Origin of the sequence: Pseudoxanthomonas sp., from assembly GCF_035999195.1 — a bacterium.
Taxonomy (GTDB): domain Bacteria; phylum Pseudomonadota; class Gammaproteobacteria; order Xanthomonadales; family Xanthomonadaceae; genus Pseudoxanthomonas_A.
The window spans coordinates 39,940-56,330 of the sequence record NZ_DASYGY010000004.1 but is presented as its reverse complement, the minus strand read 5'-3'; the positions used below and the strand labels follow the sequence as shown (position 1 = coordinate 56,330).

The window sequence follows — 16,391 nt, the reverse complement described above, 5'->3', positions numbered from 1 at the left end:
CCCCGCTCGCCCGCATACTATCGCCGCGAGGTGATGCATGCACGGTAGTGGTCTGGAGTTGATGCTGGTGTTTCTGCTGGCCGCGGTGATCGCGGTGCCGGTATTCAAGCGCTTTGGACTGGGCGCGGTGCTGGCCTACCTGGTGGCCGGTGTGGTGCTGGGCCCGGACGGCCTGGCGCTGGTGCGGGATGCGGACCGCATCCTCAACGCGGCCGAGATCGGCGTGGTGATGATGCTGTTCGTGATCGGCCTGGAACTGTCGCCGTCGCGGCTGCGGGTGATGCGCAAGCCGGTGTTCGGCGCGGGCGGACTGCAGGTGCTGTTGAGTGCGCTGCTGCTGGGCGGCATCGCGCTGGTGTTCGAGCACCACTGGAAGACCGCACTGGTGATCGGGCTGGGTCTGGCGCTGTCGTCCACCGCCGTGAGTCTGCAGTTGCTGTCCGAGCGCAAGGAGCTGACCAGCGAGCACGGGCGCCTCGGCTTCGCGATCCTGCTGTTTCAGGACCTGGTGGCCATTCCGCTGCTCGCCGCCATCCCGCTGCTCGGTGGCGCCAAGAACGAGACGCTGACCTGGACCATGGTGTTCCATGCGATCGGCGCCATCACCATCGTGATCCTCGGTGGCCGGCTGGTGCTGCGGCAGCTGTTCCGCATCGTCGCGCGCACGCGCATGCCGGAGGTGTTCACCGCCACCGCGCTGCTGGTGGTGCTGGGCATCGCCTGGTTCATGCAGCTGGCCGGCCTGAGCGCCGGCCTGGGCGCCTTCCTGGCCGGCGTGCTGCTGTCGGACTCGGAGTTCCGCCACGAGCTGGAATCGCAGATCGACCCGTTTAAGGGACTGCTGTTGGGTCTGTTCTTCATCGCGGTCGGCATGGACCTCGACCTGGACGCGGTGGCGCAACAGCCCGAGCTGATCGCCGCCGGCGTGCTGATCCTGCTGACGGTGAAGTTCGCGCTGCTGTTCGGCGTGGGCCGCTGGCCGGGCCGGCTGGATCCGCGCGGCGCGCTGATGCTGGCGGGCACCTTGTGGCTGGGCGGCGAGTTCGCGTTCGTGGTGTTCAGCGAAGCCAACCGCGTGCGCCTGATCGACGTGGAACTGCGCAACCAGCTCAGCGCCATCGTCGGCTTGTCGATGGCGCTGACGCCCTTGCTGCTGCTGGGCCTGCATCGCCTGCTGGCCGAAGTGAAGCCCAGGCCGTCCACCACGCCGCGCACGTTCGACGAGATTCCCGACGAGCAGCCGCAGGTGCTGATCGCCGGGATGGGCCGTTTCGGCCAGATCGTCGCGCGCCTGCTGACTGCGCAGCGCATCCCGTTCGTCGCGCTGGAGCACAGTCCGGAGACCGTCGACACACTGCGCCGCTTCGGCAACATCCGCCTGTACTACGGCGACCCGACGCGACCGGACCTGCTGCGCGCGGCCGGCGCGCAGCACGTGAAGGTGTTCGTGATCGCGATGGACGATCCGGACACCAACATCAAGGCGACGCGCCTGATCCGCCGCATGTACCCGGAGGCGCGCGTGCTGGCGCGTGCGCGCAATCGCCAGCATGCGTGGCGGCTGATGGACCTCAGCGCCGAGGCGTACCGGGAGACGCTGGGGTCCAGCCTGGAGATGGCCGAACAGGTGCTGGTGGAACTGGGGCTTCCGCCGGAAACCGCCGCCGAGCACGCGCGCCGTTTCCGCCAGCACGACGAGAAGCTGCTGCGCGCGCAGTACCTGGTCTACGACGACGACGGCGCGGTGATCCAGACCGCGCGCGATGCGGTCAGCGACCTGGAGAAGCTGTTCGAGGCCGACGCGACGGGCGGGGACGCGCCGCCGGCGCGCTAGCCGCGGTCGCGCAGGAAGCGGGCCATCGAGGCGCCCGCGCCCGGCGTGGCCGGGACGAATTCGGCCGCCACGTCGATGAAGCCGCGCATCACCGCGATCTCGCGCGGCGTGCGGTTCAGCGTGTCGCGCAGTTCCGGGTCGGCGCCGGCGCGCAGCAGCCGGCTGACCACGCGCAGCAGGCCGTGCAGCGCGGCCAGGTGCAGCGGACCGAAGCCGCGCGGGTCCTGCACGTCCAGCGAGACGTCTTCGTCGAGCAGGCGCTCCAGGCCGGCCAGCACGACCTCCTCGTCGCAGGCGGTGCCGGGTTCGGCGCGCGCGCCCAGCAGCAACAGCAACGGCGTGACCGCGCCCGCGGCGACCTGTTCGGATTCGGCACCGGACAGCAGCAGCGTGTCGAGCAGGGCCAGCAGGCGCGGTTTCTCGCGTGCGGTGAACCCGTACAGCGCAGCGCAATGCAGCGGCGTGAGCCCCTGCGCGTCGCCGGCCTGCACGTTGGCGCCGGCGGTGATCAGGCGGGCGGCGATCTCCGGCAGGCCGAGCGCGGCGGCCAGCATCAGCACGGTGACGCCGCCGGGCAGGCGATGTTCGATGTCGGCACCGGCGGCCAGCAGCGCGCCGACGATCTCGACCTGGCGCATGCTCACCGCCGCCGACAGCGGCGTGGCGCCGGTGTTGGCGGCACGCTGCGGATCGGCGCCGCGGGCCAGCAGCAGTTCGACGGTGGTGGCGGCACCGCCGCCGGCCGCGCGCAGCAGCGCCGTGCACCCCTGTGCGTCCGGGGAATCGACATCGAAACCGAGGTCCAGCAGCCGGCGCACGGCATCGCGGTCGCCGGCCATCGCCGCCGCAGGCAGGTCGGCGGGGCGCAGCGCGCGGCGCGGCAGCGACCAGACGCGCCAGTCGAGCCAGTCGGCCAGGTCGCGACGCCCGCACGCCAGCGCCACGCCCAGCGGCGTCTGGCCGTCGGCGGCGCGGGCATCCGGCGACGCGCCCTTGGCGATCAGCTGCTTGAGCGCGGTCTCGCGACCGAGCACGGCCGCCAGGTGCAGCGCCGTCATGCCATGGCTGTCGCGCGCCTCACGATCCACGCCGAGGTCGAGCAGGCGGTCGAGCACGCGCTGCCAGCCCAGGCGGACCGCCAGCGACAGCGCCGGATCACCCTGCACGGACGGCGCGAACGGATCGGCGCCGCGTTCCAGCAGATCCAGCGCGCAGGATTCCAGCGCGCGCGCGGCACGGTCGTCCGCCGCACACGCCGCCATGAAGCGCGCCAGTCCGCCCGCGCCCGCCGGCGAGACGCCGCGCGCCAGCAGCGTGGCCAGCGCAGGCTGCCCCGCAGGACCTTGCGCGAGCAGGGAAAACAGCACCGTGTCGCCCTGCGCATTGCGGCTGTCCGGGTCGGCGCCGTGGCGCAGCAGCCACGACAGCCGCGCAGGCCGCTGCATGTCCGTGTCGTGCAGCAGTGCGCCGAGTTCCTCGCGTGAGCTCAGGCGCGCCAGGGCATCCAGACCATCGAACTGCCCGCTCGCCAGTCCCTCGCGCAGCAGCGCGGCGGGGGCGCGGTCGGCCGGCGTTTCGTCGTCGGCGCTCGCCACGGCGGTCGGCAGCGCGTAAGCCGGGTCCAGCGCGGAGACCAGCGCCCAGCGCCCTGCTTCCGCCGCGACATCGACCGCGCGCCGACCGTGCGCATCGGCCGATGCGGGATCGACACCCCACTCCAGCAATCGGCGCACGACGACAGGCGACACCTGCTCGGCCATGCAGGCCAGCATCAGCGCGTTGCGCCGGTCGCCATCGACGGCCTGCCGGTCGGCGCCGGCCTCGGCCAGTTTTTCCAGCACCGTCAGGCGGGCACCCCGCGCGGCGTCCAGCCACGGCGTGCGCTGCTGGCCGTCGCGGGCGTGCACGTCGGCGCCGGCGGCGATCAGCGCGGTGGCGATATCGGCATGTCCGGCGAACGCGGCCTCATGCAGCGCACTGCGGCGCTGCGCATCGCGCGCATCGACCTTGGCCTTGTGCTTGAGCAGCAGCTGGACGCCGGCCGGATCGTCTTCTTCGGTGGACGCGGCGGCCAGCAGCACCGGCTGGCCGCCCTGAGGATCGGGCCGCGCGCCGCGTTCGAGCAGGAACTTCGCCAATCGCCAGTTGCCCGCCACGCAGGCCACGCCCAGCGGCGTGAGGCCGTCGTGGTTCAGCGCATCCAGTTCCGCCGCCGCATCGCGCAGCAGCGCGACCACGCCGGGGTCGGAACTGCGGGCGGCGTGATGCAGCGGGGTGTTGCCTTCGGCGTCGGCGATGCGCGGGTCGGCGCCGTTGGCCAGCAGCGTGGTGACGGCGTCGGGCCGGCCGTGCCAGCTGTCGCGCGTGGCGGCGAGCAGCGGGGTGACGCCGGCATGCGCGTGGTTGAGGTCGACGCCGTGCGCGATCAGCGCGCGCAGCAGGCGCAGGTCGGGCAGTACCGCCGCCAGCGCGCCGAGGCTGCGCTGGTCGCGCGCGCCTTCGGCCGGCAGCGCATGCGGGTCCGCGCCCGCTTCGATCAGTTCCAGCGCGCGGTCCACGCGACCGGAGCGGGCGGCATCGAACAGCGCCTGCTCCAGATCGAACCCGACGTCGGCCGGCTCCTCGACGGGTGTCGCGAACGCGTCGTCCTGGCGGTGGTCCGGCATCTCGACCACCGGCAGCGCGCCGGCGCCATCCAGGCGCTGGACGCCCCAGTGCAGCACCGGCAGCAGCAGCGCATAGGCCACCGCCAGGCCGGCGCGTGCGGCCTCGGGCAGCAGCGCGGGCCAGGCCAGGCAGAGGCCGCCGCCGACCGCGAACGCCAACAGGGTCGCCACCGCCAGGCCGCGCCAGGCGTGGAAGTCGCGTTCCACGAGGCCGCGCCAGTGCGCGGCCAGCGACCCGCCATCGCGTTCCAGCCCGTGCCACAGCGGCCAGGTCCGCCACAGCCCGACGATCACCGCGCCCACCACCGCGCTGACGCCCAGCGCCGCCGGCAGGCTGCCGCTGTCCCGCAGCGACGCCAGCGGCCAGGCGAGCAGGGCGGCACTGCCGGCGAAGGCGACCGCCCACGCCAGCAGCAACGCGGGCAGATCCTCGCGCCACGCATGGGCAGGCGCCAGCACGCGGGTACCGCGCAGCCACGACACGCCCATTGCCACCGCCGGCTGCGCTAGGCAGGCGGCGAGCGCCGCGACCACGCCACCGGCCCATCCGCCGGCGGCGGCCAGCAGCACGCCGGCCAGGACGGCGGCGATGGCGACCGGTCGGGTCTGCAGGCGCGACTCAGGCATCGGCGCGGACGCGGGGATCGGGCGGCGGCGGAAACTGGATGTGGAAACCGCGCGCGGCGAGATTCTCGCGGACGACGGCGGCGTCTTCGCGCGCCAGCGTGCGGTCGGGAGTCAGGGCCACTTCCAGCACGAACGACAACTCGCCCAACGGGGTGCGCAGCGGCTCGGGCACGACGCTGAAATCGTCGCGCTTCGCCAGGTAGACGAACGTATCGGCCTTGCGCAGGCTCTTGTAGACGTAGGCTTGCATCCGCGCGTGTCGCGCCCCGCGTGTGGACAAGCGGGGATTGTGCGGGAAATGCGATAGGCGCGAAACCCGCACGCGTTCACGCCGGCGCATGACCATCGGCGGCCGGAACCGCGCGGCGGGACTGGTAATCTTGCCGCCTTCACCTCGCACTAACGGATGCCCGATGCGCCCTGCCCTGCTTGCCCTGCTGCTGCCGTTCGCCCTTGCACCGTCCGCGCACGCCCAGACCTCCGCACCGCTGACGATCGAACAGGCGATGGCGGAACCGGACTGGATCGGGCCGCCCGTCGAGCGCGCGTGGTGGACGTGGGACGGCAGGCAGGTGCAGTACGAACTCAAGCGCGATGCCAGCCCGGTGCGCGACACCTTCGAGCAGTCGCTCGACGGCAGCGCCGCCCGCCGCGTGGGCGACGACCAGCGTGCGGGCCTGGACGCGGCCAACCCGGCCTACGACACAGGCCGCCAGCGTATGCTGCTGTCGCGCAACGGCGACCTGTTCGTGCGCGACCTGCGCAACGGTGCGCTGACCCAGATCACCCGCACCAACGAAACCGAACAGCAGGCACGCTTCGCCCAGGACGGCGCGGTGATCTGGCGCGCCGGCGCCACGTGGTACCGGTGGACCGCGGGCAGCGGCACCTCGACGGTCGCCGAGCTCAAGGCCGAGCGCGACCCGCTCGCCCCGCCGAAAGCCGACGCATTGCGCGAGCAGCAGCTGCGCACGATCCGCACGCTCGCCGACGACCGTGCCCAGCGCGAGGCCGCGCAGAAGCAGGCCGAGGCCTGGCGCAAGGCGGACCCGACCCGCGCCCCTGCGCCGGTTTACCTGGGCGCCGAGGTGGAGATCGAAGCCAGTTCGCTGTCGCCCAACGGCCGCTGGCTGCTGGTGGTGACGCGCAAGAAGGGCGCCGATGCCGGACAGGGCGGCAGGATGCCGCTGTACGTCACCGAGTCCGGCTACGAGGAATTCCAGAACGTGCGCACCCGGGTGGGTCGCAACGCGCCGTTGCCGCATGCGCTGTGGCGCGTGGACCTGGCCGACGGCAGCGTCAAGCCGCTCGCCTTCGACCCGCTGCCCGGCATCGACAAGGACCCGCTGGCCGCGCTGCGCAAGCGCGCCGGCAAGGAGCCCCTGAAGGGCAACCGCGACGTCCGCGTGGAAGGCGGCCGTGGCGGCGACCCCATCGCGTGGACGGACGATGGCGCACAGGTCGCGGTGCAACTCCACGCCGTCGACAACAAGGACCGCTGGATCGCCACCGTCGACCTGCCGGGCGCGCGCCTGCAGCCGCGGCACCGCCTGACCGACGACGCCTGGATCAACTGGGGCTTCAACGAGTTCGGCTGGCTCCCCGACAACCGTACGCTGTGGCTGCTCTCGGAAGAGTCCGGCTACTCGCACCTGTACACCGCCACCGGCACGGAGAAATTCCGCGCACGCACCTCGGGCAAGTGGGAGGTCTCCGATCCAGAGATCGCACCGGGCGGCAACGGCTTCCTGTTCCTGTGCAACCGCGCCTGGCCGGGTGACTACGAAGTCTGCAGGCTCGACCTGGCCAGCAACGAGCTGCGCGAAGTCACCGCGCTGGACGGCGTGGAGAGCTTCAGCGCCTCGCCCGACGGACGCCAGCTGCTGGTCCGCCATTCGCGCAGCTACACGCCGGCGCAGCTGTCGGTGGTCGGCATCGAGGGTGGCCAGGCGAAACCGCTGACGGACACGCGCACGGCGGCGTTCAAGGCGCGCGAGTGGATCGAGCCGCAGTACGTGCAGGTGCCGTCCAAGCACGGTGCTGGCGTGGTGTGGGGCAAGTACTACGGACCGAAGACGATGGAGCCCGGCAAGCGCTATCCCATCGTGATGTTCGTGCACGGCGCCGGCTACCTGCAGAACGTCACCGCGCGCTATCCCAACTACTTCCGCGAGCAGATGTTCCACCACCTGCTGGTGGAACGCGGCTACATCGTGCTCGACCTGGACTACCGCGCCAGCGAAGGCTATGGCCGCGACTGGCGCACCGCGATCTACCGCAACATGGGTCATCCGGAGCTCGAGGACTACCTGGACGGCCTGGACTGGCTGGTCGAGCAGAAGCAGGGCGACCGCGACCGCGCCGGCATCTACGGCGGCAGCTACGGCGGCTTCATGACGTTCATGGCGCTGTTCCGCGAGCCCGGCACCTTCAAGGCCGGCGCCGCGCTGCGCCCGGTCGTGGACTGGACGCAGTACAACCACGAGTACACCAGCAACATCCTCAATACACCGGAGTTGGATCCGGAGGCCTACCGCGCCTCCTCGCCCATCGAATACGCCGCCGGCCTGCAGGACCACCTGCTGATCGCGCACGGCATGATGGACGACAACGTGTTCTTCAAGGACTCGGTGGTGCTGACGCAGAAGCTGATCGAACTGCGCAAGGACAACTGGGAACTGGCCGCGTATCCGCTGGAACGCCATGGCTACACCCGCGCGGATTCGTGGCTGGACCAGTACAAGCGCGTGCTCAAGCTGTTCGAGCAGACCCTGAAGTAGGCGATGGCACGCGCTCCGTCCGTCGCCACGCCGTCGGCCTTCGTCACCGTCACCGCGAAGGTGTCGATCGCGCTGGGTCTCCTGGCCACGCTGTACGCCGTGGTGCAGGTGATCGCGGCGCTGGTCCTGCTCGGGCAGGTGGATACCGACGCGGTGCTGGGCTTCCTGGCCACCCAGCAGATCCCCGCGCCCGCGCTGTGGGTCCTCACGCACCTGACCATGATCGCGGTGGGCTTCCTCGCGGTCAGCCTCGCGTTTCTCGCGGCATCGGTGGGACTGCTGCGCCGCCGCGCGTGGGGCTGGTGGGGCTTCGTGCTGTTCATGGTGCTGGGCGCCGCGGCCAATTTCGCCGGCATCGCGGCGATCGACGCGACCTTCTCGTGGGTGCAGGCGTTGCCCGCTCAGCCCGGACTCGCGCAGATGCAGCAGGAACTCGCCGCGCTGCGCCTGCTGACGCTGGCGACGCTGTGGGTCAGCGCGCTGGTGTTCGCCGTGCTGCACGGACTGGTGGTCTGGCAGCTGTGCAGGCCGGAGGTGCGGGCGGAATTCGGGCTGCTCCGGACGCCCCGGTAGAATGCGCGGCATGAACGACATCACGCCCGTCCGCGATTATCTGACCGACCTGCAGGACCGCATCTGCGCCGCCATCGAAGCCGCCGACGGGGGCGCGCGCTTCCGCGAGGATGCGTGGGCGCGTCCGCCGGGCGACCCTTCGCCGATCCGCGGAGGCGGCCGCACGCGCGTGCTGCGCGACGGCGCGGTGTTCGAGCAGGCCGGCATCGGATTTTCCGACGTGTCCGGCGACCGGCTGCCGCCGTCGGCCTCCGCCCATCGTCCGGAACTCACGGGCGCATCGTGGCGCGCGGTCGGCGTGTCGCTCGTGTTCCATCCGCGCAATCCGTACCTGCCCACCACCCACGCCAACGTGCGCCACTTCCGCGCCGAGCGCGAGGGTGAAACGGTGGCGTGGTGGTTCGGCGGTGGCTTCGACCTGACCCCGTTCTATCCGGTCGACGAGGATGTCCGCCACTGGCACCGGACCGCCCGCGACCTGTGCGAGCCCTTCGGCGGGCAGGCGCGCTACGACGCGCACAAGCGCTGGTGCGACGAGTATTTTTTCCTCAAGCACCGTAACGAGACCCGCGGCGTGGGCGGACTGTTCTTCGACGACCTGAGCGAGGACGTCGAACGCGACTTCGGTTACCTGCGCGCCGTCGGCGACGGCTTCCTCGACGCCTACCTGCCCATCGTCGCGCGCCGCAAGGACACGCCCTACGGCGAGCGCGAGCGGCAGTTCCAGCTCTATCGTCGCGGCCGCTATGTCGAGTTCAACCTGGTCTACGACCGCGGCACGCTGTTCGGCCTGCAGAGCGGCGGCCGCGCCGAATCCATCCTGATGAGCCTGCCGCCGCTGGTGCGCTGGGAATACGGCTATGCGCCGCAGGACGGCAGCGACGAGCAGCGGCTGCTCGACTACCTGCGCCCGCGCGACTGGCTGACCGAACTCGCCTGAGCTCGCTCTCCTGTAGGAGCGACGTCAGTCGCGACCGCGTGCCCTCGACAATCCTGTTGCCGCCAGGCAGTCGATGCGCCCTCGAAAGCGACGCCACGGCGGCTCGTCCGCGCTGAACCGGTTCCTGCCGCATCGGATGACGTTCGGTCGCGACTGACGTCGCTCCTACAACCGCTGTCAGGGCTGCCGGCCCACCACCGTGATGTGCCCGTTGTTCTCCAGCACGGCCAGGCGGATGTCGGCCATGTCCAGGCAACCCGCTTCGCGCATCGCCTTCTCGAAATCCTCGCGGCTGATCAGTTCGCGGCGCAGCACGTCGCGATAGACCTGTCCGTCGCGGGCCAGCAGGACAGGCGAACCTTCGACCCAGCGCTCCACTTTCGGCGAACGCGCCGAGACCAGGCCCACGGTCCAGTTCAGCGCGATCAGCGTGGCCGCAAGCAACAGACCGCCGCCAACGGAGGTATCGGCACCGAGCAGCGCGTTCTGCACCGCGTTGCCGAGCAGCACCACCAGCAGCATGTCGAACGGCGTGAACTGTCCCATCGTGCGCTTGCCGGTCATCCGGATCATCGCCAGCAACAGGAAGTACACCACGCAGGCCCGCAGCACGAAGGCCCACCAGGGCATGGCCAGTTGAAACATGTCGGCGAACGTCGCACTCATGGTTGAACCCCAGTCCGGACTTCGCGCACGGTAGCGCAGGCACGGTCCGGCGGACGACGGGCAATAAAAAGCCCCGCAGACCAGGGGGAGGTCGGCGGGGCCAGGGGAGCGGGACCTGGGGAGGGGTCGTCGCTCCGGGGGAGATCGCTCCAGGGGATGGGAGAGATCAGTGACAGACGTTGCATCTGTCACGGGCTATATGACCACTCCGCACATGGATAGTTCGTGAAGATTCCGGTTAAAAATCCGTAAGATTCAGGGGCAATTCATTTTATTGAACTGATCGGTATACAAATATACCTGACAGGATTTTCCCGAACATTTCGCAAGCGATTGTTCCGGAAGGGAAACCGGTTCCAGCCCCGCTCAGTGGGCCTCGTCCCAGTTGTCGCCGACCCCGCTGTCGACCACCAGCGGAACGCTGAGTTGTGCCGCCGCCGCCATCCGCTGGGTGGCTTCCTGCAGCAATGTCGGCACGAAATCGGCATCGGCTTCGAACACCAGTTCGTCGTGCACCTGCAGGATCATCAGCGCGCGTTCGCGGTGGTCCGCCAGCCATGCATCCACGCCGATCATCGCGCGCTTGATGATGTCCGCCGCCGTGCCCTGCATGGGTGCGTTGATGGCCGCGCGCTCGGCGCCCGCACGCTGGCCCTGCGTGCCCTTGTTGATGTACTCCAGGTACAGGCGGCGACCGAACACGGTTTCGACGTAACCGTGCTCGCGCGCCTGCTGGCGGGTGCGCTCCATGTAATCGCGCACGCCGGGATAGCGACTGAAATAGAGCGCTATGTAGTCCTGCGCCTCGCCGCGGCCGATGCCGAGCTGGCGTGCCAGGCCGAACGCGCTCATGCCGTACATCAGGCCGAAGTTGATGGCCTTGGCGGCGCGACGCTCGTTGCCGGTGACGTCTTCCAGCTTGCGTCCGAACACCTCCGCCGCCGTCGCCTTGTGGACGTCGGTGCCGGATTCGAACGCACGCACCAGGCCGGGATCCTGCGACAGGTGCGCCATGATGCGCAGCTCGATCTGCGAGTAGTCGCAGGCCACCAGCTTGCGCCCGGGCGGCGCGACGAAGGCCTTGCGGATGCGGCGGCCGTCGTCGGTGCGGATCGGGATGTTCTGCAGGTTCGGGTCGGTGGACGACAACCGACCGGTGGCGGCGCCGGCCTGGTGGTAGCTGGTGTGCACGCGGCCGGTGTCGGGGTTGACCATCTCCGGCAGCTTGTCCGTGTAGGTACTGCGCAGCTTGGCCAGGCCGCGGTATTCCAGGATCACGCGCGGCAGTTCGTGCTGGTCGGCAATGGCTTCCAGCGCTTCCTCGTTCGTGCTGGGCTGGCCGGTCGGCGTCTTCACCAGTACCGGCAGTTTCAGTTCGTCGAACAGCAACGCCTGCAGTTGCTTGGGCGAATCCAGGTTGAACGTGCGGCCGGCGAGTTCGGTCGCCTTCTGCTGTGCGGCCAGCATGCGCTTGGACAGGTCGGCGCTCTGCCGGCGCAGTTCGTCGCCGTCGATCATCACGCCATTGGCCTCGATGCGTGCCAGTACCGGTACGAGCGGCATCTCGATGTCGCGGTAGACACGCTCCAGGCCGGGTTCGGCCGCCAGCTGCGGCGCGATGACCCGATGCAGGCGCAGCGTGATGTCGGCGTCTTCGGCCGCGTAACGGGTGGCGTCGTCGACGGCGACCTGCGAGAACGGAATCTGCTTGGCGCCCTTGCCGGCCACCGCTTCGTACTTGATCGTGTCGTAGCCGAGGAAACGCTTGGCCAGGCTGTCCATGTCGTGGCGGTTGCTGCCCGAGTTCAGCACGAAGCTCTCCAGCATCGTGTCGTCGGCGTAGCCCTGCACATCGACGCCATGCCGGCGCAGCACGTGCAGGTCGTACTTGCCGTGCTGGCCCAGCTTGCGCTTGCCGCCGTCGGCGAGCACCGGCGCCAGCGCAGCGAGGACGGCCGCGCGCGCCAGTTGCGGCGGCGCTCCGGGATAGTCGTGCCCCACCGGTACGTAGACGGCCTTCCCCGGCTCCGTGGCGAAGCTCAGGCCGACCAGGTTGGCGCGCATCGGGTCGAGGCTGTCGGTCTCGGTGTCGAAGGCGAATTCGTCCGCCTGGCGCAGCTGCGCGACCAGGGCATCGAGCTGCGCCGGCTCGGTGACGGCGGCGTACTCGCCGGCCACGCCCAGCGCGGCATCGACCGGCGCATCATCGCTGCCGGCGGATGCCACGCGCCCGGTACCGCGCGCGCGGCCGGGTTCCTTCTCGGCGACGGACGCGGTGTCGATCGCCCCGCCTTCCAGTTCCTTCAGGGCCTGGTTGAAGCCGTAGCGCGCGTACAGTTCGCGCAGTTCGTCGACGTGGCGTTCGCGCAACGGCAGCGTCTCCGGGCCGCCGTCCAGCGCCACATCGGTCTTGATGGTGACCAGCGTGCGGTTCAACGGCAGCCGCGGCAGCGCGGCCCGCAGGTTGTCGCCGATCTTGCCCTTGATCTCACCCGCCCGTTCGATGATCGCGTCGAGCGTGCCGTACTCGCCCAGCCACTTGGCGGCCGTCTTCGGGCCGCACTTCTCCACGCCGGGCACGTTGTCGATGGTGTCGCCCATCAGGGCGAGGAAGTCGACGATCTGCTCCGGCCGCACGCCGAACTTCTCGACCACCGCCTCGGCCGAATCCATCCGGCTGCCGCTCATCGTGTTGACCAGCGCCACGCCCGGACGCACCAGCTGGGCGAAATCCTTGTCGCTGGTGGAGATGGTGACCTCCATGCCCTGCGCCGCGCCCTGCAGCGCGAGCGTGCCGATCACGTCGTCGGCCTCCACGCCGTCCACGCGCAGCAACGGAAACCCGAGCGCCTGCACGATGCGGATCATCGGCTCGACCTGCGCGCGAAGCTCTTCCGGCATCGGCGGCCGGTTGGCCTTGTAGTCGGGATAGAGCTCGTCGCGGAAGGTCGGGCCACTGGCGTCGAGTACGAAGGCGACGTAATCCGGACGCTCCTTCAATGTCGCACGCAGCATGTTGACCACACCGAACAGCGCGCCGGTCGGCTCGCCCTGCGCATTGGTCAGCGGAGGCAGCGCATGGAACGCGCGGAACAGGTAGCTGGAGCCGTCGATCAGTACGAGTCGTGTCATGCTCGCATTCTACGCCCCGCTCCTGCGCGCGGCGTCACGCGCGCCGCAGCGCATTGGGGGCATAATCGGGCCGTCACTCCCACGACCGGACGCCATCATGAACCGCATGACGACCCTTGCCCTGCCGTTGTCCTGCCTGCTGGCGATGGCCGGCTGCGCCTCGACCGGCAGCAATCCCGCCGACGTGGACCTGGCCAATGCGCAAGTCGCGGTGCGCACGGAGAAGAACGGCGACACCATCGAGGAGTACCGCGTGGCCGGCAACCTGCGCATGGTCAAGGTGACGCCCGCGCGCGGTGCGCCGTATTACCTGTACGACTCCGACGGCGACGGCCGCCTGGACAAGAGCAAGGACAACAGCGACGTCTCGCCGGTGTACTGGAAGCTCTACGGCTGGTGATCCGCCGCGCTCAGCGGATCACCAGCACCGGCACGCCACAGCGCGCTAGCACTTCGCTGGTCTGGCTGCCCAGCAATAGACGGCCAAGTGCGCGGCGGCCATGCGAGGCCATCACGATCAGGTCGCAGCCCTCGCGTTCGGCGGTATCGACGATGGCCTCGGCCGCATAACGATCGGCCACATGCAGCAGCTGCGGCGTCACGCCCGCCTGCTGCGCCTGCACGGTGACGGCATCGAGCACCTTGCGTGCGGCGTCCTCGCGCGCTTTCTGGAAATCGGGCAGCGACGTCGCCACCGCGCTCCAGCCCAGCGCATCGTCGAAGCCGGTGCTGACGGGTTCGCTGACGGTCAGTACCGTCGCCCTGGCCTTCAGGCTGCCGGCGAGGGTCAGGCCGTGCTGGACACCTTTGGTGGCAAGCTCGGAGCCGTCGGTCGCGATCAGGATATGCCGGTACATGCCGCACCTCACGCTGATGGAGTGCGGCCATTACACGCCCGACGGGCTTAGGACGCCGTGATCTGGATCAATCGGGCCGCTACACCGCCTGCAGGTTGGCGTAGGCCATCACCAGCCACTTGCTGCCTTCGCTGTCGAAGTTGACCTGCACCCGCGCGTGCGCGCCGCTGCCCTCGTAATCCGTCACCACGCCCGCGCCGAACTTGGCGTGGGTGACCGTCTGGCCCAGCTTGAGGCCCGGCGCCTCCAGGCTGGCATGGCCGGGCGTCACCCGCGTGGCGAACCCGGAGGCCGGCCGGCTGACCTGCACGCGCGGCCGCACCTCGTTCAGCAGGCTGGCCGGGATCTCGCGCAGGAAGCGCGACGGGATGCCGTACATGTCCTGGCCATGCAGGCGGCGCGCCTCCGCATAGCTCAGGACCAGCTTCTGGCGCGCGCGGGTGATGCCGACGTAGGCCAGACGGCGCTCCTCCTCCAGCCGCCCGCTCTCGTCCAGCGACCGGTTGCTCGGGAACAGCCCCTCTTCCAGCCCGGCCAGGAACACCAGCGGAAATTCCAGTCCCTTGGCCGAGTGCAGCGTCATCAGCTGCACGCCGTCCTCGCCCGCCTCGACCTGGCCTTCGCCCGCTTCCAAGGCGGCGTAGGACAGGAACGCCACCAGCTCGCTCATGCCTTCTTGGCCGTCCTCTTCGGCGGCGATGTCCTCGCGGCGCACGAAGCGCGAGGCGACCGACACCAGTTCGTCCAGGTTCTCGGTGCGCGATTCCGAATCCAGCCCGCCCCGGCTTTCCCGCGCCCAGTGCTCGCGCAGGCCCGAGCGCGCGAGCACGTGGTCGACGCGTTCGGCCAGCGTCATGTCCTCGGTTTCCTCGGCGAGCTGGTCGACCAGGGCGGCAAAGGCGGCCAGCGCGTTGCGTGCGCGCCCGGCCAGTTCCGTGCCTTGCGCCGCCAGCGAAGCCGCACCCCACAGCGACACGCGCGCACCGCGCGCCAGCCGGCGCACCTCGTCCAGCGTGCGCTCGCCGATGCCGCGCGTCGGCGTATTCACGACGCGCTCGAACGCGGCATCGTCGGCGCGGTTCGCCATCAGGCGCAGGTAGGCCAGCGCGTCCTTGATTTCGGCGCGCTCGAAGAAGCGCATGCCGCCATAGACGCGGTACGGCACCTGTTCGGACAGCAGCGCTTCTTCGAACGCGCGCGACTGCGCATTGCTGCGGTAGAGAATGGCGGCATCGCCCAGGCTGCCGCCATCGCGCACCCATTGCCGGATGCGCTCGACGACGAAGCGGGCTTCGTCCATCTCGTTGTACGCGGCGTACAGGTCGATCGGCTCGCCGTCGCCGGTGTCGGTCCACAGCTGCTTGCCGATGCGGTCCGGATTGTGCGCGATCACCGCGTTGGCGGCGCCCAGGATGTTGGCGCTGGAGCGGTAGTTCTGTTCCAGCCGGATGGTCCGCGCCGACGGATAGTCGCGCAGGAACTGCTGCATGTTCTCCACCTTCGCCCCGCGCCAGCCGTAGATGCTCTGGTCGTCGTCGCCGACCACGAAGACATGTCCGGTGTCGCCGGCCAGCACACGCACGAAGGCGTACTGGATGGCATTGGTGTCCTGGAACTCGTCCACCAGGATCTGCCGGAAGCGCGTGCGGTAATGCGCCAGCAGCGCCGGCGTATCGCGGAGCACTTCGTGCGCGCGCAGCAGCAGTTCGGCGAAATCGACCAGGCCGGCACGGTCGCAGCGCTCCTGGTAACCGGCATAGACCTGCCGGCGCACGTCCAGCCAGTCGTCGTTCGGCGCGGGCTGGATGTGCTCGGGCCGGCGCCCTTCGTCCTTCTGCTCGTTGATCCACCAGGTGAGCTGCTTGGGCGGGTACTTGCCCTCGTCCAGCTCCATCGCCTGCACCACGCGCTTGACCAGCCGCTGCTGGTCGTCGCTGTCCAGCACCTGGAAGGTCTCGGGCAGCTTCGCCTCCTGCCAGTGCAGGCGCAGCAGGCGATGCGCCAGGCCGTGGAAGGTGCCGATCCACATGCCGCGGCTGCCGTTGCGCAGCTGCACGTCGGCGCGCGCACGCATCTCGCCCGCGGCCTTGTTGGTGAAGGTCACCGCGAGGATGCCGTGGGTCGGTACGCCGTGGACTTCGTTGAGCCAGGCGATGCGGTGGGTCAGCACGCGGGTCTTGCCGGAGCCGGCGCCGGCCAGGACCAGGTAGTGGCCGGGTTCGGCGGAGACGGCGTCGCGCTGGGCGGGATTCAGATCATCGAGCAGGTGGGAGACATCCATCCGGGCATTTTACGGCCTGCGGCGGCCCATACCCT

At 70.0% G+C, this 16,391-nt stretch carries 11 protein-coding genes; 5 read left to right on the top strand and 6 right to left on the bottom strand.

What is annotated here, in order from left to right; translation table 11 throughout:
* Nucleotides 1–37: 37 nt before the first annotated feature.
* Nucleotides 38–1,834, top strand: a complete 1,797-nt coding sequence (locus VGN58_RS00900) for a monovalent cation:proton antiporter-2 (CPA2) family protein (RefSeq protein WP_327480719.1) — start codon at nt 38–40, stop codon at nt 1,832–1,834.
* Here the strand turns inward: VGN58_RS00900 and VGN58_RS00895 are convergent.
* Complete coding sequence (locus tag VGN58_RS00895) at nt 1,831–5,127, bottom strand: ankyrin repeat domain-containing protein (protein WP_414710723.1); 3,297 nt, start codon at nt 5,125–5,127, stop codon at nt 1,831–1,833. The two genes, VGN58_RS00900 and VGN58_RS00895, sit on opposite strands and share 4 nt — an antisense overlap.
* Nucleotides 5,120–5,377 (bottom strand): YcgL domain-containing protein, encoded by a 258-nt coding sequence (locus VGN58_RS00890; protein WP_327480717.1) that lies wholly within the window; start codon nt 5,375–5,377, stop codon nt 5,120–5,122. Before VGN58_RS00890 ends, VGN58_RS00895 begins: the two co-directional genes overlap by 8 nt.
* 163 nt (nt 5,378–5,540) lie before the next feature.
* Here VGN58_RS00890 and VGN58_RS00885 point away from each other — a divergent pair, with 163 nt between their 5' ends.
* From VGN58_RS00885 to hemF, 3 genes are read left to right on the top strand one after another with little or no spacing between them, the layout of a single operon-like run.
* Nucleotides 5,541–7,907 (top strand): S9 family peptidase, encoded by a 2,367-nt coding sequence (locus VGN58_RS00885; protein WP_327480715.1) that lies wholly within the window; start codon nt 5,541–5,543, stop codon nt 7,905–7,907.
* Nucleotides 7,908–7,910: 3 nt separating this feature from the next.
* Complete coding sequence (locus VGN58_RS00880) at nt 7,911–8,480, top strand: hypothetical protein (RefSeq protein WP_327480713.1); 570 nt, start codon at nt 7,911–7,913, stop codon at nt 8,478–8,480.
* A gap of 10 nt (nt 8,481–8,490) precedes the next feature.
* Nucleotides 8,491–9,420 (top strand): oxygen-dependent coproporphyrinogen oxidase, encoded by a 930-nt coding sequence (gene hemF / locus VGN58_RS00875; RefSeq protein ID WP_327480711.1) that lies wholly within the window; start codon nt 8,491–8,493, stop codon nt 9,418–9,420.
* A 177-nt stretch (nt 9,421–9,597) separates the two neighbouring features.
* Here hemF and VGN58_RS00870 read toward each other — a convergent pair whose 3' ends face one another.
* Together VGN58_RS00870 and polA are read right to left on the bottom strand one after the other, a co-directional pair.
* On the bottom strand, nt 9,598–10,086 hold the full coding sequence (locus VGN58_RS00870) for a DUF421 domain-containing protein (protein ID WP_327480709.1): 489 nt from the start codon (nt 10,084–10,086) through the stop codon (nt 9,598–9,600).
* 366 nt (nt 10,087–10,452) lie between these two features.
* Nucleotides 10,453–13,218, bottom strand: a complete 2,766-nt coding sequence (gene polA, locus VGN58_RS00865) for a DNA polymerase I (RefSeq protein ID WP_327480707.1) — start codon at nt 13,216–13,218, stop codon at nt 10,453–10,455.
* A 97-nt stretch (nt 13,219–13,315) separates the two neighbouring features.
* Between polA and VGN58_RS00860 the strand changes: the two genes are divergently transcribed.
* Nucleotides 13,316–13,618 carry a DUF2782 domain-containing protein gene (locus VGN58_RS00860; RefSeq protein ID WP_327480705.1) on the top strand — a complete coding sequence of 101 codons (303 nt, stop codon included), beginning with the start codon at nt 13,316–13,318 and terminating at the stop codon, nt 13,616–13,618.
* Between the two features lie 10 nt (nt 13,619–13,628).
* Here the strand turns inward: VGN58_RS00860 and VGN58_RS00855 are convergent, their stop codons facing one another.
* Nucleotides 13,629–14,075 (bottom strand): universal stress protein, encoded by a 447-nt coding sequence (locus VGN58_RS00855; RefSeq protein ID WP_327480703.1) that lies wholly within the window; start codon nt 14,073–14,075, stop codon nt 13,629–13,631.
* A 79-nt stretch (nt 14,076–14,154) separates the two neighbouring features.
* Entirely contained in the window at nt 14,155–16,356 is a 2,202-nt protein-coding gene (gene uvrD, locus VGN58_RS00850; protein WP_327480701.1) for a DNA helicase II, read from the bottom strand.
* Between the last annotated feature and the right edge of the window lie 35 nt (nt 16,357–16,391).